The following is a 23,338-nucleotide window of genomic DNA, read 5'->3' as shown; positions in this document are numbered from 1 at the left end:
TTTTTTCTTAAGAATTTTCAGCAACGAAATAGTAATGCTTTTTAAGTATAATAGTCAAAATTTTCAAAAAGGAAAAGGATGTTGGGTGTCAGTATCCTGTATGGGATCTATATTTTAGTCAAACTCTATGTTTCAGTGATGCAGGCTGGATTTGTGGCAAAAGCAAAACATACAAAAGCGGTTTTGATGCTTCCATCTAAATTTATCAAAGCTGGACGGTACAGTTTTAAAAAAGAGCGTATCGCAATTTTGGAAACATTTATAGAGTATATTCTGTTTCTGTTTTGGATGGGATTTGGTCTAAGATGGCTCGATACCATGATCCAGATTGACGATATATTGATCAAAAGCGTGGTCTATATCGATCTTTTCTTTGCAATCAATTATCTTGTAACGCTTCCTTTTGATATTTATCAAAAATTTGTTTTGGATGAGGAGTTCGGGTTTAACAAATCTACAATTTCTCTTTTCATAAAAGACCAGATTAAAATGGCGCTGCTCTTTTTGGTTTTTGCTTCTATTCTTGTCTATATCGTTGGCTGGATTATGCTTCATGTCTCCAACTGGTGGATTTGGGGATTTGTATTTATATTTTCAGTAATAATTCTTATCAATGCCATCTATCCAACGCTCATCGCCCCGATGTTTAACAAATTTACACCTTTGCAAGATGAAGAGCTCAAAAAAGATATCGAAGAGCTCATGGCTAAAAGCGGATTCAGAGCAAACGGCGTGTATGTTGTCGATTCTAGCAAACGGGATACGAGGCTCAACGCCTACTTTGGAGGTCTTGGTAAAAGTAAAAGAGTGGTTCTATTCGATACACTCATCGACAAACTCTCAAAAAAAGAGCTGTTGGCTGTGTTGGGACATGAGTTGGGCCACTTTAAACATAAAGATATTTTGAAAAATATCGTGATGATGGGTGTCATGTTTTTTGCTCTTTTTTACATCTTCGCCAATCTACCGGCTTCTTTGTATGAACAGGCTGGTATACCACCACATGCGCCATATAGTGTGATTGCCATGTTTTTGCTTTTGAGCCCGGTCTTTTTCTTTTTCTTCATGCCCCTTATCAATTTTGTAAGCCGTAAAAACGAGTTTGCAGCAGACAGATACGGCAGTGAACTGGGAGGACGAGCAAATCTTCGAAATGCACTTTTGAAACTTGTAGAAGAGAATAGCCACTTTCCACTTTCCCATCCGCTCTATATCTTTTTCTACTACTCTCATCCGCCGATTTTGGAACGACTTAAAGCACTGGGCTTTGAAGAAACGAGTGAAGCGGATGAAGCATTGAGAGGAAAGTGTGTCTCTATTGATGAGGATAGATGAAGCACTTCACAGGGCTAGGGCAGAGTTAGCCAAAGTTGCCCAAAGGCCTCTTCTGGAGGCAGAGATCCTTTTGGCTTATGCGATTAAAAAGAGTCGTGTCTATCTGCACGCTCATCCAGAAGAGAAGATCGATGCCAAACCTTTTTTCGAACTTGTCAAAAGGCGTCTGGCTTATGAACCGATCGAATATATAATACAGAGAGTCTCTTTTTACGGGGAGGAGTTTTTTATACAAAATGGAGTCCTTATCCCAAGACCTGAGACAGAAATATTGATAGATGAAGTCTCTAAAGAGCTTAGAGGAGACGAGTCTCTTGCAGAGATTGGCGTCGGCAGTGGGGTTATAAGTGCCATTTTGAAAATGAAGTTTCCATCTTTGCAAATCACCGCAACCGATATAAGTGATAAAGCGATAGCTTGTGCTCGGAAAAACTTTCAGAAATTTGGCCTAGATATCGAGTTGGTGCAGACCGATCTTTTAGATGGAGTTGAAAAAAAAATCGATGTGATCGTCTCGAATCCGCCTTATATTGCCAAAGGGTTTGAACTTGAACCAAATGTCGCAAAATATGAACCTCATGAAGCACTCTTTGGTGGTAGAGAAGGGGACGAAATTTTGAAAAAAATCATCGATCTTTTTTTGCAAAGCAGTGCAAAAATCTTGGCTTGTGAGATGGGTTTTGATCAAAAAAATGCTATCCGAGACTATGTGAAGAGTAGAAAAGATATTGATGTTCGGTTTTTTAAAGATTTGGCGGGATTGGATCGTGGATTTATTATACAAAGGAGATGTTATGTTGCGATGGATTGATATAACCTATATGATGTTGCTCGGGGTAACACTAGGACTCGTTGTAACTTTGGGGGCATTTGTGGCACCGGTGGTCTTTCATGCAAATAGTTATATTGGAGAAAATCTCCTGAATCATTTCCAGATGGGACTTGTTATGACGGCAATTTTTGTTAAGAGTAATTATCTACTCAATACGACGGCGATCGCCATCATTGTACGAGAATCCTATGATTATAAACGTTTTATTCGAGATAGAATTGTTCTTCCATCAGCTGCGACTGCCGTTTTGATGATATTTTTATTTACCTTGTATTATACTAAGCAAATAGTTGCGTTCCAAGCCAAAGGGAGTAGTGTTATCAATGACCCATTGTTTCAATCACTTCATAAAGCGAGTGAAATCGATTTTGGATTGCTAGGGTTTTCTCTTTTGTTGTTGCTTGGGCGCAGACTCTATCTTCAGTGTAAAGGATAAGGGTGGAATATATCATCCGTATCAAAAATCTTTGGAAACGTTTTGGCGATAATCAGGTCTTAAAAGGTGTCGATCTCAATATTGTCAAGGGAAAAACGACTGTCATTTTAGGTCTATCTGGTGGTGGGAAGTCGACGATCATCAAACATATCGTACGACTTTTGAAACCGGATCAGGGAGAAGTGTGGGTAGATCATGTGGATATGGCAAAGGCCGATGAAGAGACAGTTTTTGCTATGCGCAAAAAAATAGGTTATCTTTTTCAAAGTGGTGCACTATTTGATAGCATGAATGTGTATGAGAATGTCTCTTTTCCATTGCGTGAACATACGAACTTGAGTGAGAGTGAAATCCGTCAAAAAGTGGAAGAGCGCCTCGTTATGGTAGGACTTGAGCCAAAAAAAGTTTTGAAACTCTATCCAGACGAGCTTAGTGGCGGGATGCGAAAAAGAGTTGGGCTTGCAAGAAGCATTGTGCTCGATCCGGGTATCATTTTGTATGATGAACCCACAAGTGGGCTCGACCCAATAACAAGTGATCTCATTTCACAGCTTATCAAGAAGACTCAAGAAAACCTGGGGGTGACTTCTGTTCTAATTAGTCACGATATTAAAGAGAGCTTCAAATGTGGGGACTATTTTGCCATGCTTTATGATGGAAAGATTATCGAATATGGAGACAAAGAGCATTTTCAAAATTCGACAAATCCGTATGTAAGGCAGTTTTTGGAAGGGAAGGGCGAAGGTCCTATCAAAATAGTAGAGTAAACGGTGTAGGCAGAGGATTTTAATCCATCTGCTTTCTGAGAAAAGTTGGAATGTCGAGAACATCCTCGTTCTCTTCGTATCCTCCACTTACTTTCTTTCGTATTTTCATGGTGTCTTGGATAGGTTTTACGATCTGTACAGGTTCCGATTTCTCCTCTTGATGTTCGAAACCCGTGGCGATGAGAGTGATTTTGACTTGATCTGGAGCCATGTTTTCATTTGTTGTCGTACCAAAAATAACATGTGCATCTTCATCTGCGCTTTCATAGACAACATCCATCGCTTCACTGATATCCACAAGTGGGTAGTCCGGATGAATCGTAAAGTGGACAAGCACACCCATCGCACCGTTGATGGACATATTGTCCAGCAATGGTGACTCAACGGCACTTTTGATCGCTTCGTATGCAGAGTTTTCGCCTTGGGCTTCGCCCACACCCATGAGTGCCAGACCTCTATGGCTCATGACTGTCTGGACATCGGCAAAGTCAAGGTTGATATCGTTTTGACCATAGGAGAGAATGACTCCGCTTATTCCTCCCACCGCTCTTGCAAGGACATCATCGACGATGCGAAAGCTATCTTTGATTCCCAGTTTTTTATCGACAATGGAGAGAAGTTTATCGTTGGGAATCACGACAATGGAATCACTCTCTTTTTTGAGTTCGTTGATTCCTTCTTCGGCAAGTCTACTTCGTCTGCGACCTTCAAATTTAAAAGGTTTTGTTACAACCGAGATCGTTAATGCTCCAACTTCTTTTGCTGCTTGAGCTATGATGGGGGCTGCTCCTGTCCCCGTACCGCCTCCCATACCAGCAGAGATGAAGACGATATCGGCTCCTTCAAGTTTCTCCTTGATTTCGTCATAGCTTTCCAGGGCGGCTTCGCGACCGATCTCCGGCTTCATCCCGGCCCCCAGTCCTCTTGTTGTTTTTTCGCCAAGCTGGATTTTTACATGCGCGTGCGATGTGGACAGCGCTTGGGAATCTGTGTTGGCAACGATCAGTTCTATCCCGTCAATGCCTTCAGCGATCATATGGCCTATCATGTTTCCGCCGCCACCACCAACGCCAACAGTTTTTATATTTGCTCCAGTTACTTTATGTTTTTCTTCGATATTAAAACCGTTCTCCATCACCCATCCTTCCTAGAGATTTAAAATAGTTGCGTAAGCCATTTGAAAAATCCGCCAATACTTTTTTTCTTTTTCTTCTCTTCAAAAGACTCCATCTCCTCAAGATTCAAAAGATCCTCTTTTTCGGCATGGTGAGAATCCTCATGCTGTATATCCTCATTAAAATGAGGGTTTTCATTGATGGATATAAGCTCTTTGCTGTATCGCAAACGGCGATTGGAATCGATCTCATATGGAGTAAACTCTCCATTGCCATAAAGCACCAAACCCACGACAGTGGCAAAAGCCGGATCGTTCCACTCTTTTGGCATAACTTGAAGACTTCTCGGTTTCGCAATGCGCGTTGGCATGTGATCAAAAATGGCGTTCGCCAATTCTCGGATGCCGCCAAGCTTAGTCATTCCGCCCGTGAGTACGATTCCACCGCCTATCTGGTCTTTCAGGCCACTTTTTTCGATAGATTGGGCCAGTATCATGAGGGTCTCTTCTACTCGGGCATAAATGACGTTGTAGACAATCTCCAAAGAGACCTGATGTGTAGCCCCTTCCTCTCCTATGGAGGGAATCTCAATTGTTTCAGCCTGAGCGTTTTTGATATTGCCGTAGAGCAATTTTATCTCTTCGGCTACGGACAGGGGGGTATGTAGAGCCATCGAAAGATCGTTTGTGATATGCATCGAGCCAACTGCCAAAAAGTCATTATAGACAATAGAGTTTCCCGCATGGATCACAAGGTTGCATGTGCTGCCGCCCATATCGATCACACAGGCACCAAGCTCTTTTTCATCTTCGTTGAGCGTAGCGATTGCAGAAGCGTATCCGCTCAAGACAATCGATTCGATTTGTAAGCCCGCTTGCTGTACAGCTTTTTTCAGATTGGAGATACTCGATTTTGGTGCAGCGATGATATGCACATCCACTTCCAGTCTACTTGCATTCATACCGAGAGGATCTTCAATGAAATCTTGTCCATCGACTTTGAATTTGTATGGAAGCACATGAATCACTTCATATTCATGAGGAATGTTCGCATTATATAGAGCAGTCTGCATCACTCTATTGATTTCATCGATGGAGATCTCTTTATTTGGAATATTGACTATTCCGGTACTGTTCGTACCTTTGACGTAGGCTCCGGAAATCGAGACTATTGCCTTTGTAGGGGATGTTCCAGAGATTCTATTTGCATCTTCGTACGCTTCTTTGATGGATTTCGTGGCCAAATCTATGTTAGTGATGACTCCTTTTTTGAGACCCTGTGTTTTTGTGACACTACTACCTGTGACAACGAGTGTCTCTTCATCATTTCTTTGGGCAATCAGAGTGGCAACTTTTGTTGACCCTATATCGATCGCTAAAATCGTTTTTGACAACTAAATTCCTTTGTACACTTTTATTTCATACATAGTTTGTAATTTTTTTATCAAATTGTCATTTTGGATCGTATTTTTTAACTTTACACTATTATTGCTTATCAGTGCTTTATTTTTCCTTATTTTAGGCATCAGTTGCAGTTTTTGATCAAGAATGTGATACAGAACGACTTTTTTGTTTCCAAGTGCCACAAAACCCCTCGCGTCTTGGGAGATGAAAAGCTTTTGTAAAAACAGTTGAGCCTCTTGGGGTGAAAGTTGGTTCAGCTTATCGAAATCCTCTTTACTGATATAACCCTCTGTTATAGTTCCCTTGAAATTTTTGACCATCTTTTTCGCTTTTTCAAGTAAAAGTTGATAACGTTTTTGTTGTAACAGATCTTTTTTCACCTCTGTAACGGCTTTTTCAAAAGGCATCGGCAATGGTGGAATTTTTTTATTGACTTTGACGATAACATAGCGATCTTCGACCAAGATTGGCTTCAATACGCTATTTTGAGAAGCTTGTGCAATTTTTTGCATGAGAGGGAGGGGGAACGATGTGTTATTTTGAGCTACGATCAGATGTTTTTGCGCTTGTAATTTTCCTTTTTTAAATTGAATGTACTTTTTGAGAGCCTCTTTTTTGCTTTTTTTGATATCAAGATCATGCATCACCTGTTTTTTCGCTTTATCAAAAGGAAGAATTTTACCGTTTGCGTCTTTGTATTTGAGTCTATTCTGTTTATAGTAGCTCTTGAGTTCCTCCTCACTGACTTTGAAATGTTTGATAGGCATCTCTATTATGGAGAGGTCATATTTTGGAGCCGTTTTATATTCATTTTTATGTTTATCATAATACTTTTTCAGCTCTGTTCGTGTGACGGTAACATCGATATCCTTGTCAGTTAAAACGGTATATTCTATTTTATCGCCCATGAAGAGAGCGGAAGCCATCGTGTCAAATTCGAGTTGTAGAGGTTTTGAGTATAAGAGTGCTTGATGGAGTTTGTTCAAAAGAAGCTCTTTTCGAATGCTCTGTTCAAAGTCTTTTGGTTTGATACGGTTTTGCTGTAATAGTTTGTTGTAGAGACTCTTTTCAAAATGGCCGTTTTGCCAAAAAACTTTCATGGAAGCGATCTTTTGAGCCACCTCTTCATCCGTCACTATGAGGCCAAGGTCGTGGGCATAGTTTTCCAAAAGAGCTTCTTGGATCAGTTCATTGAGTACCATTTTGTCCAGGCCCATCTTTTTGGCTTGTTCTTGATCAAGTTTCCCTTGCAGCATCTTGTTGTAGTAGTTGTATACATTTGCATAACGCTGTTGAAACTCTTTCAGTGTTATTTTTTCATTGCCCACTTCGGCGACTGCATCAGATGCTGAGCCATATTTGTATGCACCCCATCCGACAAATCCGGCCCCTACAAAAGCGATCGTACTGATCCATATGGTAATGACAAGATATTTTTTATGTTTTTGCATCCAGCTAATCATAAGCCAACCTTTGTATAATAATTGGGCTTATTGTATTGAAAAAGATATTAATAGACAATAAAGGTAAAGCATGACAAATGCCCAGATAATGGAACGCGATTTAAAACATATCTGGCATCCTTGTACCCAGATGAAAGATCATGAATCGATCCCACTTATTCCTATCAAGAAAGCAGAGGGAATCTATCTGTACGATTTCGATGGCAATCGGTACATTGATAGTATAAGCAGCTGGTGGGTCAATCTCTTTGGACATCGAAATCCATACATCAATGAAAAGATTCAAGAACAGCTTTCGGTATTGGAACATGTGATATTTGCAGGATTCACCCATGAACAGATAGTGCGACTGAGTGAACGTCTTGTGCGGCTAACCCCAAACGGGCTCAACAGATGTTTCTATGCCGATAACGGCAGCAGCGCCATCGAAGTAGCTTTGAAGATGAGTTTTCACTATTTTAAAAATCGGGGAGAAACAAGACCCTATTTCGTCTCCTTGACAAACAGTTATCATGGCGAAACACTGGGGGCTTTGGCCGTTGGAGATGTGGAACTCTACAAAGAGACTTATGAAGAGATTATGATCCAAACTTTGCAAGCTAAGGTTCCAAAAGATCGAAGTCCTGAAGCGACACAAGAGGCGATAGAAGATTTGCAGAGGGTTTTTGAAACAAATAAGGGCAAGATTTCCGCTTTTATTGTAGAACCCCTTGTACAATGTGCAGGATATATGCATATGTATGCACCTGAGTATCTCACGGAGGCGAAAAAGCTTTGTGAAGCGTATGATGTTCATTTCATTACAGACGAAATTGCCGTAGGATTTGGTAGGAGTGGTACGATGTTTGCCTGTGAGCAAGCCGGAATCTCTCCAGATTTTATGTGTCTATCAAAAGGGCTAACAGGGGGCTATCTTCCACTTTCGGTTGTCCTAACGACTGATGAGGTTTACAACGCTTTTTATTGTGACTACAATGAGTTCAAAGCCTTCTTGCATTCGCACAGCTATACTGGAAACGCTTTAGCTTGTGCAGCTGCAAATGCAACACTCGATATTTTCGAACAAGAAGATGTAATTGAAAAAAATCGAGTGAAAATCGATTACATCCAGCGTAAACTGCAACTTTTTCGTGAACTCCCCTGTGTCAAAGAGGTGCGTCAAACAGGAATGATCGCAGCGGTGGAGCTGCAAGGATTCGACGCAAAAGAGCGCATTGGACTACAAATAAATCAAAAGTGTTTGAAAAAAGGGATCTTTATTAGACCTCTAGGGAGTGTGGTATACTTCATGCCCCCATATATTATTGATTTCGAAGAGATAGACACTATGATTGGTGGTGTGTATGAGACGATAAAGGAGCTTTGTGAACGCACCTCATAAACCTGTTTTATTGAATGAAGTTTTGGAGAGTTTTAAAGATAGGAAAGGGACTATAGTCGATGCTACCCTCGGGTATGGCGGACACAGTGAAGCGTTATTGAAAAGCAATCCAGATATTAAGATAGTAGGGATAGATCAAGATAGCGAAGCGATCGCCTTTTCGAAACAAAGACTCGCATCCTACGGTGACAGAGTCCAGATTATTCAAGGCAGATTTGCTGATGTAATTGAAGATATATTACAAACACATGATGTGCAAGGAGTTTTGGCTGATATAGGCGTTTCCTCTTTGCAACTGGATAAAAAAGATCGTGGTTTTTCTATTCATAGTGAAAATCTTGATATGCGAATGGACCAAAATGCCGAGTTAAGCGCCTACCATGTGGTCAACACCTATGACGAAGAGGAGTTGAAACGTATATTCAAAGAGTATGGAGAGATTCGACACTCTGGTAAACTTGCAAAAGCTATCATTCATAATAGACCGATACAGAGTGCAACGCAGCTTGCCGAGATTGCTCAAAAGATTCTGCCAAAAAATAAAAGGGTTCATCCTGCAACGACACTTTTTCAGGCAATCCGAATAGAGGTGAACAAGGAACTTGATCAGTTGAAAGGTCTTTTAGACGCTTTGGAACGCCACAAGCCAAAAGGAGCAAAAGTGGCTATCATCACTTTCCACTCTTTAGAAGACAGAATCGTCAAACAGCATTTCAAAGAGTGGGCGAAAAGCTGCATTTGCCCACCTGAAGCGATGCGATGTACCTGTGGGGCAAACCATGCATTAGGAAATATCGTGACGAAAAAGCCGATAGTGGCATCCATTGATGAGCTTGAAGAGAATCCACGAGCAAGAAGTGCCAAACTGAGAGTCTTCCAATTCAAGGAGTGAGATGAAGAGTGAAGAGAAAAAGGAACTTTTAAAATCTTTTGAAGAGGCCGAATATGAGCAGAGTCTACTCGATCTAAAAGATCTCATTCTGACTTTTCTGGTTATCGCCATCATTTTTGCACTCATTTTCCCAAAAATCTACATTAGCAATCAGATCTATTATAAAAGTAGAAAAATCAATAAGCTTTTAGACGATTACGAAATTTTGAAAGAGGAGCATAGACTATTGCAACAAAAATTGGAACAGATCCGCTTTAAAAATCAGGTTTTAGACTCCATTTTCTGAGGCAGCAATGAAAAAGTTTCTTGAATTTGCCATAGAGAAGGCTACGCTCAACCATCTTTTTTTGCTGTTCATTTTTATTCTTTCCATTTTTGCCTACAAAAGCGTCCCGAAAGAGATTTTTCCACCAGCAACTCTTGATAAGATACTTATTAGTGGTGGATATGCGGGGGCTAGTGCCCAGACACTGGACAAGATGGTAGTAAAAAATCTTGAAGATGAGCTCAAAAATGTGCAAAATCTTTATGATATCGATGCGATTATTAAAAATGGAAGCTTTACAATCGTTTCCGATATCAAAGAGGGTGCAAATAATCTTTTGGTGCTAAACGATGTGAAGGATAAAATCGCCAAGATACGGAAAGATTTGCCACCCGATATGGACGAGCCAATTGCTACGATACTCACAAAAAGCTTCCCTTTGGTTCTCATAGCTATCGCTACTGATGCAAATGAACACAAACTGCTCGATGTGGCGGATAGACTCAAAAGCGATCTCACATCTTTGAAAAACTTAAGTGAGGTGGATATCAGAGGTTGGAGAGAGGATGAGTTACAGATCGCAATCGATCCCCAAAAAATCAATGCCTTGGGACTCGGCCTTCTCCAAGTGAGTGATCTAGTCGCACAATTGTCAACCATATTCCCAATTGGCAGCATCAAACAAAGAGGCAACCACTTCTTTTTAACGACGCAGAACGGAAAAAAAGAGAAGCGAGCACTTGAAAATACTATTTTGGTTATAGGCAAAAAGAGGGTTCGACTGGGCGATATCGCAAATGTCTCTTTTACACTGAGTGAGCCGGTAACACTTTCCCATTTCAATGGTAAACCAAATGTTTCTATCAATGTCACCAAAACAAAAAACGGCAACGCGATTGAGCTTGTCAAAAAGATAAAAAAACTTTTACTTACATATAAAAATCGTTATCCCGGTTTTGAGTTTAAGATCTATACAGATACATCTATCTGGATTCGGAATAGACTCAATACCGTTACATCCAATCTCATTTTTGGTCTTATTTTGGTATTTACGGCACTTTTGTTGACAGTGGATTGGCGCATAGCACTTGTTGTGGGTATGGGGATTCCCGTTAGTTTTATGATCGGACTTATCTCATTGGAGATGCTTGGATATAGTCTCAATATGCTCTCTTTATTTGGCGCTCTCATTGCATTGGGAATGCTAGTCGATGAAGCGATTGTCGTGGCGGAAAATATCTATCGCCATCTAGAGATGGGAGAGGATGCCAAAACAGCGGCCATTCAAGGCTCACTGGAGATGTTCCCCGCTGTTTTGACGGCTACGGCTACAACCATTTTTGCCTTTTTACCGCTCCTTATTATCAGTGGAGAGATGGGAATCTTTATACGAATTCTTCCTGTTATTATTTCCATACTCCTGTTAAGCTCACTTTTTGAAGCCTTCTATTTTTTACCTTTACACGCAAAAGAGATTTTAAAAGTCGGGAAGAAAAAGAAGCCATCAAGGCTATGGCAATTTTTAGGTGATTTGTACGAAAATGTTTTGCGGTTTTTATTGGAAAGAAAGAGAGTTTCAACGCTTCTTTTAGTTGGTTCTATTCTTTTTGGGACATTTATCTTGCTCAAGGAGACAAAATTTCAGCTTTTTCCCGCATTTGATACGACGCAGATTTACATCAGTGGGTCGGTCAATGTCAATTCCGATGTGGAAGATACCCAAAAGATTGTTTCAAAATTGGAACAAGCTATTTTACATTCGGTTAAAAAAGATGAAGTCTCTTCTGTGACTGCAATTTTTGGAATGAAGTTGGATGCGAAAAACAATGCTCAAACAGGGAGCAATCTATTTCATATATTTGTCAATTTGCATGAACTAAAGCCTCAAAACTTTGTGGATAGATATATTACTCCTCTTTTTTCTATCGAGTATGATAGTAGCGATATGGTAAGAGATAGAAGTGCGAGGGCAATTGCAGAAGATATCAAACGCATCGTTGAAACATTCCGACATCCGCCATTTGAAGAGATCAATGTTATCGTTCCTCAAGCCGGCATTGTCAAAAGCGACATTGAAGTGAGTCTAGAGTATGAAGATCCGAAACAGGTACTCAAAGCGATCCATATGCTAGAAAATGGCCTCAAAGGCATCAAAGGAGTTTACAACATCACTGATGATGCGAAAGAGGGTGAGAAAGAGCTAAAACTGATCTTGAACGATTTTGCAGAGCGCCTTGGTATAACAGAAGGATATCTAGCATCCTATCTCAAATCGCTCTATCTAGATGCTGAAATTGCGAAAATGTTCAAAAACAGTAAATTGATTTATGTAAAACTCAAATCCATTGCCAAAGACAGTGTGGAATCCTTTAAAAATCTAGTCATTCAAACCCCGAACGGTCAAAAAGTTCTTTTAAAAGATATTGCTTCTTTTTGGACACAGCGCCATTTTTACAACATTATCAAAGAAAACGGTAAAAAAATACGAACGGTCTATGCTTCACTCAATAAAAAAGTGATCACGACAGCAGAAGTTTACGATAAACTCGATCCACTATTGAGAAAGATAGAGAAGCTCGGCGTGAAGGTAAAAATAAAAGGAGAACAAAAAGAGAATAAAAAACTCATTAGAGAAATAACAAGAGCTTTTGTTATCGCTGTTTTTCTTATCTTTGGAGCTTTGGTCTGGATGTTTAACAGTTTTGTGTATTCTTTGATCGTGTTGAGTGTCATACCGCTCTCTTTATTTGGAGTGCTGGTAGGAAATAAGATAATGGGCATCAATCTTACGATGCCTGGAATGCTTGGTCTTGTGGGACTTGCCGGGGTCGTCGTCAATGATGGTCTTATTATGCTCGATTTCATACGGAGCTGCAATGATATAGAGTGCGTCATACAAAGAGCAAAACTGAGACTTCGCCCCATTATGCTTACATCAATTACTACCATTTTGGGACTTTCTACTTTAATGTTTTTTGCAAGCGGACAAAGTCTCATTTTACAGCCGATGGCGATAACGCTTGGTTTTGGCATAGGGTGGGCGACATGTATCAATCTCCTTTTGGTTCCGCTTTTATATTCTGTTGTAAAGAAAGTTCAACGAAAAGTTTGATATACTTATGCTTATTTCAAGGAGGGGATTATGTATTTTGAGGATGATGAGGTATTGGGCGGATCTCCTAAAAGCCGTTTTCTTGACATTGTTTTTCATGCAAACAGAAATGTAGTAGAAAAAGAGCTTGAAGAGATTATGGAGTGGATGGCTGCATTGGAATTGATCGTAGAACAAAAGTGTGGTATGGATGTGGAAAAAGAGGTTCGAAACATCCTTTTCGACGATTCAAAAAAGAAGGATTTAGAGAACAAAGTCAATTCACTCTATATTGAATATATGGGAAAAATTTTAAGTCAATCCGAATAAAGGGCTTCATTGTTAGATCAGGTTAAAATGCGAATGGAGCAGATCGTTGAGGATCTGCAAGATAAAAGGGTTTTGGAGATTTACCGCTCCATACCCATGGGAAAGATGCTTCGTAGCAAGCTAATACTCAACATTGCACCCGTTCCAGAGGCGATTCATACGAGTGCTATCATAGAGCTTATCCATATGGCGAGTTTATTGCATGATGATGTGATAGATGATGCAGATACCAGGCGTGGCAATCCTTCTGTGAATGCAGTGCTTGGTAACAAGCCAGCGATCATGATAGGTGATATCCTCTATGCAAAAGCTTTTTATGAGCTCTCTTCTTTACCTAAAACCCTGGCCCAAACAATTTCTCAAGCCGTAGCGTTGCTTAGCCTTGGAGAGCTGAAAGATGTGGAGCTTTCCAAGAGTTTTCAGCCAGATATTGAAGCATATATGGATATGATCTATAAAAAAACAGCATCATTAATCGAAGCAAGTGCAATAAGTGCAGCATATCTTAGCGGCAAAGATTTGAAAAGCTATGGAGAATATGGGAAAAAACTTGGCCTTGCTTTTCAGATAGTCGATGATATCCTCGATATCATATCCGACGAAGAGACACTTGGCAAACCGGTACTCAATGATTTTTATGAAGGTAAAACCACTCTACCTTATATTTATCTCTATGAATCGCTTGAAGATTTGGAAAAGGCGAAGTTAGAGAGTCTGTACAAAAAAAGGTTAGAGCCTGAAGAGAAAGAGTGGCTGCTGGATCGCTTTGAAACTACTGGTGCGATACAAAGAAGTAAAGAGTTTGCAAGAAAACTTGGACATGAGGCGATGCAAGTCATTCCAAAAGAGGAGGTAAAACTCCAAGCAATTATGGAAGCCCTCATCGAGAGGACCTATTGATGCAGTATCTTGTCGTTAGCTTCTCACATAAAAATACGGATATTGTTACGAGGGAGAAACTTGCTCTTTCTGATGACAACAAAAGAGAAGATGTTGCAACTACTCTTTTACAAAATCCCGTCATCAATGAGGCTATTATCCTTTCTACCTGCAACAGAATAGAGATCATTCTGAGCGTCAAGGATCCGTTCAGTGCAACTGAAGCTGTTTTGAAAAAGCTTTCCGAGGTTTCTGGAATCAACTACGAAGAGCTCGAGGGCAGAGCAGATATCTACGAGGACAATGGTGCTATTCATCATGTTTTTAGCGTAGCCAGCGGATTGGACAGTCTCGTTGTCGGAGAGACACAAATAACCGGTCAGATCAAGGATGCATATAAGGAAGCATACGAAAAAGGTTGGTGCGGACAGAAACTTGGTCGAGTCATGCATTATGCATTCAAATGTTCCAAGGAGGTCCGTTCCAGTACCGATATAACAAGAAGTCCTGTCTCTGTTGCCAGTGCCGCGGTAAGTATGGCAAAAGAGAAGCTTGGCAACCTTGGGGGAATGAGTGCTCTTGTCGTAGGAGCCGGAGAGATGGGCAGACTTGCTGCAAAGCATCTCATTTCCCATGGCTGTAATGTGATTCTGGTGGGACGCGATCTTGAAAAGACGAAGACGGTGGCCCAAGAGATCGATCCAGATATTCGCGTGGAACATGTTTCCAACCTTCAAAAATTGATCAACAGTTATCGCCTTTTATTTAGTGCGACATCTTCGAAAAATCCCGTCATTACAAAAGATATGGTCAAAGAACAGAGTTTTGACCGATACTGGTTCGACATGGCGGTACCTAGAGATATCGAAGAGATCTATGTGGCACGGATTCACTATTTTGCCGTAGATGATCTTAAAGAGATTGTCAATAAAAATATGGCTTTCAGGGAAGAACAGGCACGAAACGCCTATAAAATTGTAGGACATCATGTCAATGAGTTTTTCAAATGGCTTCAAACTCTTGAAATCGACCCTATTATCAAAGAGATTCGCAAAAGAGCGAAAGATTCCGCATTGGCTGAACTACAAAAAGCGATAAAAAAAGGCTATATTCCAAAAGAGTATGAAAAAAGCATAGAGAAGCTGTTGCACAATGCATTTAACAGATTTTTACACGATCCTACCAAGCAATTAAAAGCGATTGCAGATGAGCCAAGAGCCGATACTATCGTAGAAGCGATCAAATTCTTTTTCGAAATAGAAGAAGAGGTCGGCTTGAACCGTTATAAGTGCGAATATTATATGAATTTAAGGAGCTGATGTGCGTTTTAGCAAAACCTTTATTCCAACAATGAAAGAGAATCCGAAAGACGCGGTACTTCCAAGCCATATCTATCTTGTCAGAGGTGGTTTTATCACACAGGTTGCAAGTGGAATTTACAATTTTTTGCCTATTGGAAAAAAGGTTTTGGACAAGATACGAGCTATCGTAAAAGAGGAACTGGACAAAGCAGGGTGCCAAGAGGTTTCTTTGGGGTTTGTGACGCCTTGTGAGTTGTGGGAAGAGAGTGGAAGACTTGGCAAATATGGTAAAGAGTTGCTACGATTTAAAGATAGAAAAGAGAACTGTTTTGTTCTTGGACCCACACATGAAGAGATGATGGTAGATCTCGTTCGAAATAGGGTGACGAGTTATAAACAACTTCCTCTCAATCTGTATCAAATAAATTGGAAATTTAGAGATGAGGCGAGGCCGAGATTTGGGCTTCTGAGAGGCCGGGAGTTTTTAATGAAAGATGGGTACTCCTTTCATGCTGATGAGGAGGATATGAGGCGAGAATACGATCTAATGGAAAAAACATACCGTAACATCTTTGGAAGATTAGGTCTTCGTTTTCGAGCCGTGGAAGCAGATGTTGGTGCCATTGGTGGGAATGCGAGCAAAGAGTTCATGGTTTTGGCCGAGAGCGGAGAAGATACGATTGCGATATGTACAGAATGTGAATATGCTGCAAACGTGGAAGCTGCAAAAAGAAAAAAAACCAAAGCTCCTGCAGAGGCTCCCGAATTTAGCAATTTTGAACCTTTTTATACTCCAAACTTATCTTCTATCGATGAGTTGAGTGACTTTTTCAAGGTCCATCCATACTATTTTGTCAAAGCCGTCGCGAAAAAAGCGCTCTATGACGAGGGTGAAGAGATAGTCCTATTTTTCTTGCGAGGCAGCGATGAGCTGCAAGAGGTAAAAGCTTCCAATGCCATTGGTGCAAATGAAATGGTTGATGTCAGTGAAGAAGAATTGGAAAAATCGGGTATCGTTCCAGGTTTTATCGCTCCATATGAGCAAAAATGTAAAATAGTTTTAGATGAAGATCTCAAAGGTGCCAAAGGTCTTATCTGTGGAGGGAATAAAAAAGATTATCATCTTATAGGAGCAGATCTGAGTCAATTCGATGATGCTCTTTTTGTGGATATCGCTCAAGTGAAAGAAGGTGATCTTTGTCCAAAATGTGGTGCGGTGATGAAACTGACAAAAGGAATTGAGGTTGGTCATATTTTCCAATTGGGAACGAGATATAGCGCTGCTATGAATGCCACCTTTTTGGATAAAGACGGAAAAGCGAAACCTTTTGTCATGGGAACGTATGGTATAGGTGTCAGTAGGCTCGTTGCAGCGTCAATAGAACAGAATCACGATGAAAGAGGATGTATATGGCCTTTGCAGATCGCACCTTTTGAAGTGGATATCATCGTTTCCAACATTAAAGATGAGGAGCAGATCGCTTTTGGTGAAGAACTCTATGAACAATTGAAAAATGCCGGGGTAGATGTTATTTTAGATGATAGGCCCGAGCGTTTTGGTCCAAAAATAAAAGATTTCGAACTTATAGGTTTTCCTTATGGTATTATTGTGGGAAAAGGCCTCAAAGAGGGAACAGTACAGATTGTTCAAAGAGAGACATTGGATAAAGTTGAAATACCGAAAGAGGACGTATTTAAAACTATACTGGAAAAGGTGCAAGCAAGTTGATGATCTATTTTGTGCTCTATCTTTTTATAGAAACTGTGATATCCGTTTCTATTGCCAGTCAAATAGGCCCTATCTGGACCTTCGTCGAGATTATTGCGACAGCTACATATGGCATATGGCTTTTAAAAAATATCCATATCCAGCTTTTCACTACGATGCAGGCTTTGGCGAACGGAGAGATTACGCAAGAAGAGTTTGAACAGATGAACCTTTCTATGGTATTGGGTGCAGTATTGCTAATTATTCCAGGATTCTTTACAGATATATTGGGGATTCTTCTCCAATTTGGAGTTTTTTCAAAGTTTTTAGCAAAAAAGATTTTTAAGCTTAAAGCGAAAGAGGAGGAAGATGATGTTATCGATGTGGAGGTTATTGAGCGTTAGTGCTCTTTGTGCAGTTGCTTTGCAAGCGGCAACGACAAAAGATGTAATAAAATTTGTCAAAAGAGGACTTGGCTCAAATCCAAATCTTAAAGTCTATGATGTACAAATTGTTGACAAAATTGCTCTTGAAAATCCAAAAGGATGGGATGCCTACGCAGTGCAGTTCACAATAGGTGTTAAAAGAGGCAAGAAAGAACAAAATCTTACACAAATGGATATTCTTTTTGCAAATGATCGCTTCGTAGCTCCAGACTTTGTTGATATAAAAACCAATAGAAGTCTCAAACAGAGGGTAGTTCTCAATTTTAAAGAGAGTTTTTACGACAAAGACCATCTCATATTTGGCAACGAAAAAGCCAAACATAAAATAGTTGTTTTCAGTGATCCTCTATGTCCATTTTGCCGTGAAGTTGTGCCAAAGCTTTTTGAGGCAGCAAAAAGATATCCCGATACCTTTGCGCTGTATTACTATCATCTTCCTATCCGAAGCCTTCACCCAGCATCTGTGCCCTTGGCAAAAGCGATAATATATCTCAAAAAGCTGGGGAACAGATCGGCTATAGAAAAGATATATAAAACGGATTTTGATTATGCACAAAAAGATGAATCGAAAGTTTTGAAAGAACTCGATCAAAAGCTCGGCTTGAAACTAACAAAAGAGCAAATCAATAAAAAATGGGTCGTTGATGAGCTGAAACATGATGAGATATTGGCAAAAAAACTCCTTGTACGAGGCACCCCAGCCGTCTTTTTGGATGGAAAATTTGATCCATCTAGAAAAAAATATCTTAAATTCATCCCTAAAGGTAATTGATGAAACTGACTATTGCAACACGTGGGAGTAAACTTGCGCTCTGGCAGTCGAATCATATAAAAGCGCAATTAGAATCTTTTGGATATGAAGTTGAACTAAAAATTTTCAAAACAAAAGGGGATAAAATTCTTGATACGCCCCTGGCTCTCATTGGTGGGAAAGGACTTTTTACGAAAGAGCTTGAAGATGCGATGTTGAGAGGCGAAGCCGATCTGGCTGTCCATAGTCTCAAAGATGTGCCAACCGAACTCCCGGAGGGTCTTGTCCTTGGCGCTATTACGAAAAGAGAGATGACCAATGACTCATTGTTAAGTGAACAATATGAAACTTTAGCCGATCTTCCTCCAAATGCGGTTGTAGGGACAACTTCGCTGAGAAGAAGAATGCAGCTGCTGCACCTACGACCAGATATTTGCATTAAAGATCTCCGAGGTAATGTTGATACGAGAATCAATAAATTAAAAAATGGCGAGTTTGATGCGATCATTCTGGCTTATGCCGGTTTAAAGAGACTCGGTATTTTAGAAAGTGTACGTTACGTACATCCTATCGATGAAAATACAATGATTCCCGCTATGGGTCAAGCAGCACTAGGGATCGAATGTAGACCAGATGTAGTCGATGTTGTTAAAAAACTTAATGATGAAAAAAGTGCCATAGAGACGTTCATAGAAAGAGACTTCATCGATAGACTTCAAGGTGGGTGTCAGGTGCCAATAGGTGTCCGTGCTTCACTGCTAGAAAACAACGACATCATAGTCAAAGCGGTTATCGGTCTTCCTGATGGCAGCGAACTATTGAAAGATAAAATCTTTGGCTCAAAAGAGAACTATCATGAACTTGGCAAAGAGTTGGCAGAATCAATGATAGACAATGGTGCCAAAGAGCTGTTGCAAAGAGCAGAAGCAATGGCTTTCAAGGAGCATAAATGAAAAAAATGCTATTCATCACACCCATGGCAGCTTTGATATTTAGTGGATGCGGTATGGATCTGGGGCGTGTCAATTATAAAATTTTTCCCAAGAAATCCAATCAGTTAGAAATTCAATGTGGAAAAAATCTCGATTTATGTTTGCAAAGAGCCACTTTGAAGTGTGGGTACACTGGATATAAACTGCTTTCAAAAGAGAAGAGAAACGAGGAGTGGACGATACGGGTACAATGTAGAAAGTGATTTCTACATCATCCCTAGTACCAGTTTCGCTTCATCGCTCATTTTGCTTTTGTCCCAAGGGGGATCGAAGGTGAGTTTTACATCCACTTCCGCTACACCGTCTATTTTATTGGCAATATTTTTGACCATTTCGACAATACTCTCTCCTACAGGACAGACGACGCTTGTAAGCGTCATTGTGATAATGGCTTCATAGCCGTCTGGTCTTCTTTTGAGTTTCAAATCGTATATAAGACCAAGATCGTAGATATTGACTGGAATCTCCGGATCATAAATCGTTTTTAGGTATTTAATGATCTCTTGTTTAATCTCTTCGGGTTTTCCATACTTCTTTTCATGATCCTCGATATCTTCAATTCCGTCATTATCTACTTCAATCTCTTTTTCTTCAAGATTCATCGATTCTCCTCATAGAGTTTGATAAATTCCTCTTTTATCTCTTCATCATTTAACTTTTCAAAAATCTCATTGAGAAAACTCAGTACCAACATCTCTTTTGCATCCGCTTCAGCAATGCCTCTTTGGCGAAGATAAAAGAGCGCCTCTTCATCCAGATGTCCTGTTGTCGAACCGTGGGTCGCTTCAAGAATATATTCTGTATAGATTTCCATCTGAGGCTTACTCACCATATATGCACCATCGTTGAGCAAGATTGTTTTGGAGTCTTGGTAGATGGAACTATATTTTGCAGGATTTTTCACGATCAACAAGCCATCAAATATTCCTCTGGCTTCGTCTTTGAGGATATTTCTCGCCATTTGAACTGTTCTTGAGTCTTTCCCTCTGTTTTCGATGTGAAAAGTGTTTCCTATACGCGCTTTTTCTTTTGCGAATAGTACGTGATTGGCGTTTGCTGCGGCGTTCTCTTCTAGCGTGATATGATAGTTGTGTAACGTTTTTGCATTTCCAAAATCGAATGTAAAAAGTCTGAATTCACTACTCATATCACATCGAACACTGTGTGGAGCAATCTGTGCAAAGTTTGCAAAGTTTGTCGTTCTGTTTTGAACGAGCTGTAAAACACTGTTTTTGCCTAAATGGATATCAAATCCGTACAAATAGAGCGACTCGTCACTGAGAACAAGATAGTCTTCTCGAATCTTGGCATTGATTCCAGGATGAACGGTTATTTTGATTCTATATGGTACGAATGTGTTGGATTTTGTGAATTTATGAACGATTTTAAATTCACAATCCTCTTCGATATCCAGATGAATCGTTTTGTCTACCAAAAGATGGTTGATGTAATAGACCTGGTCATAGTGACTGTCATCAATTTTTGGATTTTTGAGAAGCTCTACATACACCTTTTTAGGAGCTTTTGTTACCGTTCCATCAATAATTTCCACATAATCGGCTATTTCGATCTTTTGCGCAGGTGGCTGATGAAATGTATACTCTTTTTCCAAAATAGGTTTAATACCAAAATAACGGTAATGCTCCGTTTTTGGTGTTGGCATTCCCATTGATTTGAGTTTTTGTACAAGAGCCTTTTTCTCTTGAAACTCTTCCAGATTGATGTTGGCTATCTTCATCACTCTTCCCCAAATATTTTATATCCCTCTTTTTCAAGAGCGTCAACGATTTCAAGACCACCTGTTCGAAGTACTTTCCCATTTTTTAGGACATGGACATAATCGGGCTCGATATAATCCAAAATCTTTCTATAGTGTGTGATGATCATGAATGTTCTGTTTTCATCACGCATATTATTAATAGCTTCACTTACTTTTTTAAGGGCATCAATATCGAGACCGGAATCGATCTCATCGAGAATAACGAAATCGGGTTCCAAAATCTCCATCTGCAGAATTTCGTTCAGTTTTTTCTCCCCGCCGCTAAAGCCCTCATTGAGGCTTCTGTGGATCATCTCTTCACGCATGCCGAGTTCTTTTATTTTCTCTTTTAAGAGTCTCAAAAATTCTGCTGCATTCAAAGGCTTGAGTCCTTGATGTTTTCTTTTGGCATTGAGTGCAGTTCTAAGAAAATAGGCGTTATTTACCCCTGGTATTTCTACAGGATGCTGAAAAGACATAAAAATACCCTCTAACGCTCGCTCCTCCGGTTCCATCTCTACGATATTTTTGCCTTTATACAGAATTTCGCCTTCTGTGACCTCTACATCCGGATGACCGACTATTGTTTTGGAAAGTGTCGATTTCCCTGCACCGTTTGGACCCATAATTGCATGAACTTTTCCTTTGAAAAGTTCTAAATCTATTCCTTTTAAAATCTCTTTTTCACCTATTTTTGCATGAAGATTATTTATTTTCATCATACTCATCCTACACTTCCTTCCAATGTTAAATCTAGTAATGCTTTTGCTTCAACGGCAAACTCCATCGGGAGTTTACTCAAAACATCTTTACAGAATCCATGAACGATCATACTCACGGCATCCTCTTCGCTTACACCCCTTTGGCGAAGATAGAAAAGCTGTTCTTCACTGATTTTACTTGTGGTTGCTTCGTGTTCAACCTCTGCATTGGCACATTTGCTTTCCAAATAAGGAAAAGTATGTGCCCCACAACTGTCCCCTATGAGCAGCGAATCACATTCACTAAAGTTTTTAGCCCCCTTGGCATTTTCGTGAATTTTGACAAGTCCCCTGTAACTGTTTTGTCCCTTTTGCGCTGAAATTCCTTTGGAGATGATGACGCTTTTTGTGTTTTTGCCCATGTGAATCATTTTCGTACCCGTATCGGCCTGCTGTGCAAGACGGGTGATTGCTACGGAGTAGAACTCTCCAACGGAGTTGTCACCTTTTAGGATACAGCTTGGATATTTCCAAGTGATGACGGATCCCGTTTCAACCTGTGTCCAAGTAATTTTGGAGTTTTCTCCTTCACAAAGACCTCGTTTTGTCACGAAATTATAGATACCACCCCGTCCTTCGATATCGCCAGGATACCAGTTCTGAATCGTGGAATAGTTGATGTGCGCATCTTTGTGAGCGATGAGTTCCACCACAGCTGCATGGAGCTGGTTTTCATCCCTGCTTGGAGCAGAACACCCTTCGTTGTAGCTTACATAGCTCCCCTCATCGGCGATAATGAGGGTTCTTTCAAACTGTCCCGTGTTTTGTGCATTGATTCGAAAGTAGGTAGAAAGTTCCATTGGGCACTTGACGCCTTTTGGAATGTAGACAAATGTCCCATCACTGAATACTGCTGAGTTGAGTGCCGCAAAGTAGTTGTCTGTCATCGGAACGACACTAAACATATACTTCTTTACAAGATCAGGATAATCTCTGATCGCTTCAGAGATAGAGCAAAAAATGATTCCAAGTTTGTTCAGTTCCTCTACAAATGTCGTTTTTACAGAAACTGAATCCAAAACAGCGTCCACTGCGACCCCTGCAAGCGCTTTTTGCTCTTCAAGTGGGATTCCAAGTTTTTCATAGGCTCGTAAAATCTCTGGATCTACTTCATCTAGGCTCTCAAGCGCTTTTTTGGGAGCAGCCCAGTAGCTGATCGACTGGTAATCAATTGGAGGATAGGTTACCTTCGCCCATCTGGGTTCTTCCATTTTTTGCCAAGCATGAAAAGCTTTGAGACGAAGTTCCAACATCCATTCTGGCTCGTTCTTTTTCGATGAGATGAATTTAATCGTATCTTCAGTCAAACCAGGAGGAGCCTTCTCCTCTTCTACGTCGATTTCAAATCCGAGTTCATAGTCGGAGTTGATTATTTTGTCGACCTTTTCCATTCCCATGGCGTTTCCTTCATAAGTGTTCTATTCGTAATGT

General features: G+C 40.2%; 23 protein-coding genes. 16 read left to right on the top strand and 7 right to left on the bottom strand.

The genetic code is table 11. The annotated features are described in order from the left end of the window. Positions 1-78: 78 nt before the first annotated feature. From NIS_RS05575 to NIS_RS05560, 4 genes are read left to right on the top strand one after another with little or no spacing between them, the layout of a single operon-like run. Positions 79-1,335 (top strand): M48 family metallopeptidase, encoded by a 1,257-nt coding sequence (locus tag NIS_RS05575; protein ID WP_012082410.1) that lies wholly within the window; start codon positions 79-81, stop codon positions 1,333-1,335. Beyond that, positions 1,322-2,146, top strand: coding sequence for a peptide chain release factor N(5)-glutamine methyltransferase (gene prmC, locus NIS_RS05570; RefSeq protein ID WP_012082409.1), 825 nt, complete (start codon positions 1,322-1,324; stop codon positions 2,144-2,146). Before NIS_RS05575 ends, prmC begins: the two co-directional genes overlap by 14 nt. Further along, a complete protein-coding gene (locus NIS_RS05565; RefSeq protein WP_012082408.1) occupies positions 2,130-2,603 on the top strand; it encodes a DUF4149 domain-containing protein in 474 nt (157 codons plus the stop codon). Before prmC ends, NIS_RS05565 begins: the two co-directional genes overlap by 17 nt. A gap of 2 nt (positions 2,604-2,605) precedes the next feature. After that, positions 2,606-3,370, top strand: a complete 765-nt coding sequence (locus NIS_RS05560; protein ID WP_012082407.1) for an ABC transporter ATP-binding protein — start codon at positions 2,606-2,608, stop codon at positions 3,368-3,370. Between the two features lie 19 nt (positions 3,371-3,389). Here the strand turns inward: NIS_RS05560 and ftsZ are convergent, their stop codons facing one another. From ftsZ to NIS_RS05545, 3 genes are read right to left on the bottom strand one after another with little or no spacing between them, the layout of a single operon-like run. After that, entirely contained in the window at positions 3,390-4,505 is a 1,116-nt protein-coding gene (gene ftsZ, locus NIS_RS05555) for a cell division protein FtsZ (RefSeq protein WP_012082406.1), read from the bottom strand. 20 nt (positions 4,506-4,525) lie between these two features. Further along, complete coding sequence (gene ftsA, locus NIS_RS05550; RefSeq protein ID WP_012082405.1) at positions 4,526-5,878, bottom strand: cell division protein FtsA; 1,353 nt, start codon at positions 5,876-5,878, stop codon at positions 4,526-4,528. Further along, entirely contained in the window at positions 5,879-7,351 is a 1,473-nt protein-coding gene (locus NIS_RS05545; RefSeq protein WP_012082404.1) for a peptidylprolyl isomerase, read from the bottom strand. Between the two features lie 70 nt (positions 7,352-7,421). Between NIS_RS05545 and NIS_RS05540 the strand changes: the two genes are divergently transcribed. Genes NIS_RS05540 through NIS_RS05485 form a run of 12 tightly spaced genes read left to right on the top strand, consistent with a single transcriptional unit; the run spans position 7,422 to position 19,590 of the window. Next, positions 7,422-8,732, top strand: a complete 1,311-nt coding sequence (locus NIS_RS05540; RefSeq protein WP_012082403.1) for an adenosylmethionine--8-amino-7-oxononanoate transaminase — start codon at positions 7,422-7,424, stop codon at positions 8,730-8,732. After that, complete coding sequence (gene rsmH / locus NIS_RS05535; protein ID WP_012082402.1) at positions 8,716-9,624, top strand: 16S rRNA (cytosine(1402)-N(4))-methyltransferase RsmH; 909 nt, start codon at positions 8,716-8,718, stop codon at positions 9,622-9,624. Before NIS_RS05540 ends, rsmH begins: the two co-directional genes overlap by 17 nt. Before the next feature lies 1 nt (position 9,625). After that, positions 9,626-9,910, top strand: coding sequence for a hypothetical protein (locus tag NIS_RS05530; protein ID WP_012082401.1), 285 nt, complete (start codon positions 9,626-9,628; stop codon positions 9,908-9,910). 7 nt (positions 9,911-9,917) lie between these two features. Beyond that, complete coding sequence (locus NIS_RS05525) at positions 9,918-13,001, top strand: efflux RND transporter permease subunit (protein ID WP_012082400.1); 3,084 nt, start codon at positions 9,918-9,920, stop codon at positions 12,999-13,001. Positions 13,002-13,031: 30 nt separating this feature from the next. Then, positions 13,032-13,310: a DUF2018 family protein gene (locus tag NIS_RS05520; RefSeq protein ID WP_012082399.1), complete on the top strand. Its 279-nt coding sequence runs from the start codon at positions 13,032-13,034 to the stop codon at positions 13,308-13,310. A 9-nt stretch (positions 13,311-13,319) separates the two neighbouring features. Next, the gene (locus NIS_RS05515) at positions 13,320-14,210 is read left to right on the top strand and encodes a polyprenyl synthetase family protein (protein ID WP_012082398.1); all 891 of its coding nucleotides are present in this window, start codon (positions 13,320-13,322) and stop codon (positions 14,208-14,210) included. Further along, a complete protein-coding gene (hemA, locus tag NIS_RS05510) occupies positions 14,210-15,508 on the top strand; it encodes a glutamyl-tRNA reductase (protein WP_012082397.1) in 1,299 nt (432 codons plus the stop codon). The genes NIS_RS05515 and hemA overlap by 1 nt, the downstream gene beginning before the upstream one ends. A 1-nt stretch (position 15,509) precedes the next feature. Then, positions 15,510-17,219 (top strand): proline--tRNA ligase, encoded by a 1,710-nt coding sequence (locus NIS_RS05505; protein WP_012082396.1) that lies wholly within the window; start codon positions 15,510-15,512, stop codon positions 17,217-17,219. Next, entirely contained in the window at positions 17,219-17,602 is a 384-nt protein-coding gene (locus NIS_RS05500; RefSeq protein ID WP_012082395.1) for an FxsA family protein, read from the top strand. Before NIS_RS05505 ends, NIS_RS05500 begins: the two co-directional genes overlap by 1 nt. After that, a complete protein-coding gene (locus NIS_RS05495) occupies positions 17,571-18,416 on the top strand; it encodes a DsbA family protein (RefSeq protein WP_012082394.1) in 846 nt (281 codons plus the stop codon). The genes NIS_RS05500 and NIS_RS05495 overlap by 32 nt, the downstream gene beginning before the upstream one ends. Beyond that, the gene (hemC, locus tag NIS_RS05490) at positions 18,413-19,348 is read left to right on the top strand and encodes a hydroxymethylbilane synthase (protein WP_041354027.1); all 936 of its coding nucleotides are present in this window, start codon (positions 18,413-18,415) and stop codon (positions 19,346-19,348) included. Before NIS_RS05495 ends, hemC begins: the two co-directional genes overlap by 4 nt. Then, positions 19,345-19,590 (top strand): hypothetical protein, encoded by a 246-nt coding sequence (locus NIS_RS05485; RefSeq protein WP_041354026.1) that lies wholly within the window; start codon positions 19,345-19,347, stop codon positions 19,588-19,590. The genes hemC and NIS_RS05485 overlap by 4 nt, the downstream gene beginning before the upstream one ends. A gap of 3 nt (positions 19,591-19,593) precedes the next feature. Here NIS_RS05485 and NIS_RS05480 read toward each other — a convergent pair whose 3' ends face one another. Genes NIS_RS05480 through sufB form a run of 4 tightly spaced genes read right to left on the bottom strand, consistent with a single transcriptional unit; the run spans position 19,594 to position 23,304 of the window. Next, complete coding sequence (locus NIS_RS05480; RefSeq protein WP_012082392.1) at positions 19,594-19,989, bottom strand: iron-sulfur cluster assembly protein; 396 nt, start codon at positions 19,987-19,989, stop codon at positions 19,594-19,596. After that, positions 19,986-21,125, bottom strand: a complete 1,140-nt coding sequence (locus NIS_RS05475) for a SufD family Fe-S cluster assembly protein (protein WP_012082391.1) — start codon at positions 21,123-21,125, stop codon at positions 19,986-19,988. Before NIS_RS05475 ends, NIS_RS05480 begins: the two co-directional genes overlap by 4 nt. Continuing rightward, entirely contained in the window at positions 21,125-21,874 is a 750-nt protein-coding gene (sufC, locus tag NIS_RS05470; RefSeq protein WP_012082390.1) for a Fe-S cluster assembly ATPase SufC, read from the bottom strand. Before sufC ends, NIS_RS05475 begins: the two co-directional genes overlap by 1 nt. Further along, positions 21,871-23,304 (bottom strand): Fe-S cluster assembly protein SufB, encoded by a 1,434-nt coding sequence (gene sufB / locus NIS_RS05465; protein WP_012082389.1) that lies wholly within the window; start codon positions 23,302-23,304, stop codon positions 21,871-21,873. Before sufB ends, sufC begins: the two co-directional genes overlap by 4 nt. Between the last annotated feature and the right edge of the window lie 34 nt (positions 23,305-23,338).

It is taken from the genome of Nitratiruptor sp. SB155-2 (assembly GCF_000010325.1).
Taxonomy (GTDB): domain Bacteria; phylum Campylobacterota; class Campylobacteria; order Campylobacterales; family Nitratiruptoraceae; genus Nitratiruptor.
This window is presented reverse-complemented; position numbering and strand designations above follow the sequence as displayed.

Coding starts and splice junctions, on each gene's coding strand:
- NIS_RS05575 (WP_012082410.1), top strand. CDS start 79: ATGTTGGGTGTCAGTATCCTGTATGGGATCTATATTTTAGTCAAACTC.
- NIS_RS05485 (WP_041354026.1), top strand. CDS start 19,345: ATGAAAAAAATGCTATTCATCACACCCATGGCAGCTTTGATATTTAGT.
- sufC (WP_012082390.1), bottom strand. CDS start 21,874: ATGAGTATGATGAAAATAAATAATCTTCATGCAAAAATAGGTGAAAAA.
- prmC (WP_012082409.1), top strand. CDS start 1,322: ATGAGGATAGATGAAGCACTTCACAGGGCTAGGGCAGAGTTAGCCAAA.
- NIS_RS05545 (WP_012082404.1), bottom strand. CDS start 7,351: ATGATTAGCTGGATGCAAAAACATAAAAAATATCTTGTCATTACCATA.
- ftsZ (WP_012082406.1), bottom strand. CDS start 4,505: ATGGAGAACGGTTTTAATATCGAAGAAAAACATAAAGTAACTGGAGCA.
- NIS_RS05500 (WP_012082395.1), top strand. CDS start 17,219: ATGATCTATTTTGTGCTCTATCTTTTTATAGAAACTGTGATATCCGTT.
- NIS_RS05530 (WP_012082401.1), top strand. CDS start 9,626: ATGAAGAGTGAAGAGAAAAAGGAACTTTTAAAATCTTTTGAAGAGGCC.
- NIS_RS05565 (WP_012082408.1), top strand. CDS start 2,130: ATGTTGCGATGGATTGATATAACCTATATGATGTTGCTCGGGGTAACA.
- NIS_RS05540 (WP_012082403.1), top strand. CDS start 7,422: ATGACAAATGCCCAGATAATGGAACGCGATTTAAAACATATCTGGCAT.
- hemA (WP_012082397.1), top strand. CDS start 14,210: ATGCAGTATCTTGTCGTTAGCTTCTCACATAAAAATACGGATATTGTT.
- NIS_RS05480 (WP_012082392.1), bottom strand. CDS start 19,989: ATGAATCTTGAAGAAAAAGAGATTGAAGTAGATAATGACGGAATTGAA.
- NIS_RS05475 (WP_012082391.1), bottom strand. CDS start 21,125: ATGAAGATAGCCAACATCAATCTGGAAGAGTTTCAAGAGAAAAAGGCT.
- NIS_RS05525 (WP_012082400.1), top strand. CDS start 9,918: ATGAAAAAGTTTCTTGAATTTGCCATAGAGAAGGCTACGCTCAACCAT.
- sufB (WP_012082389.1), bottom strand. CDS start 23,304: ATGGGAATGGAAAAGGTCGACAAAATAATCAACTCCGACTATGAACTC.
- NIS_RS05495 (WP_012082394.1), top strand. CDS start 17,571: ATGTTATCGATGTGGAGGTTATTGAGCGTTAGTGCTCTTTGTGCAGTT.
- NIS_RS05520 (WP_012082399.1), top strand. CDS start 13,032: ATGTATTTTGAGGATGATGAGGTATTGGGCGGATCTCCTAAAAGCCGT.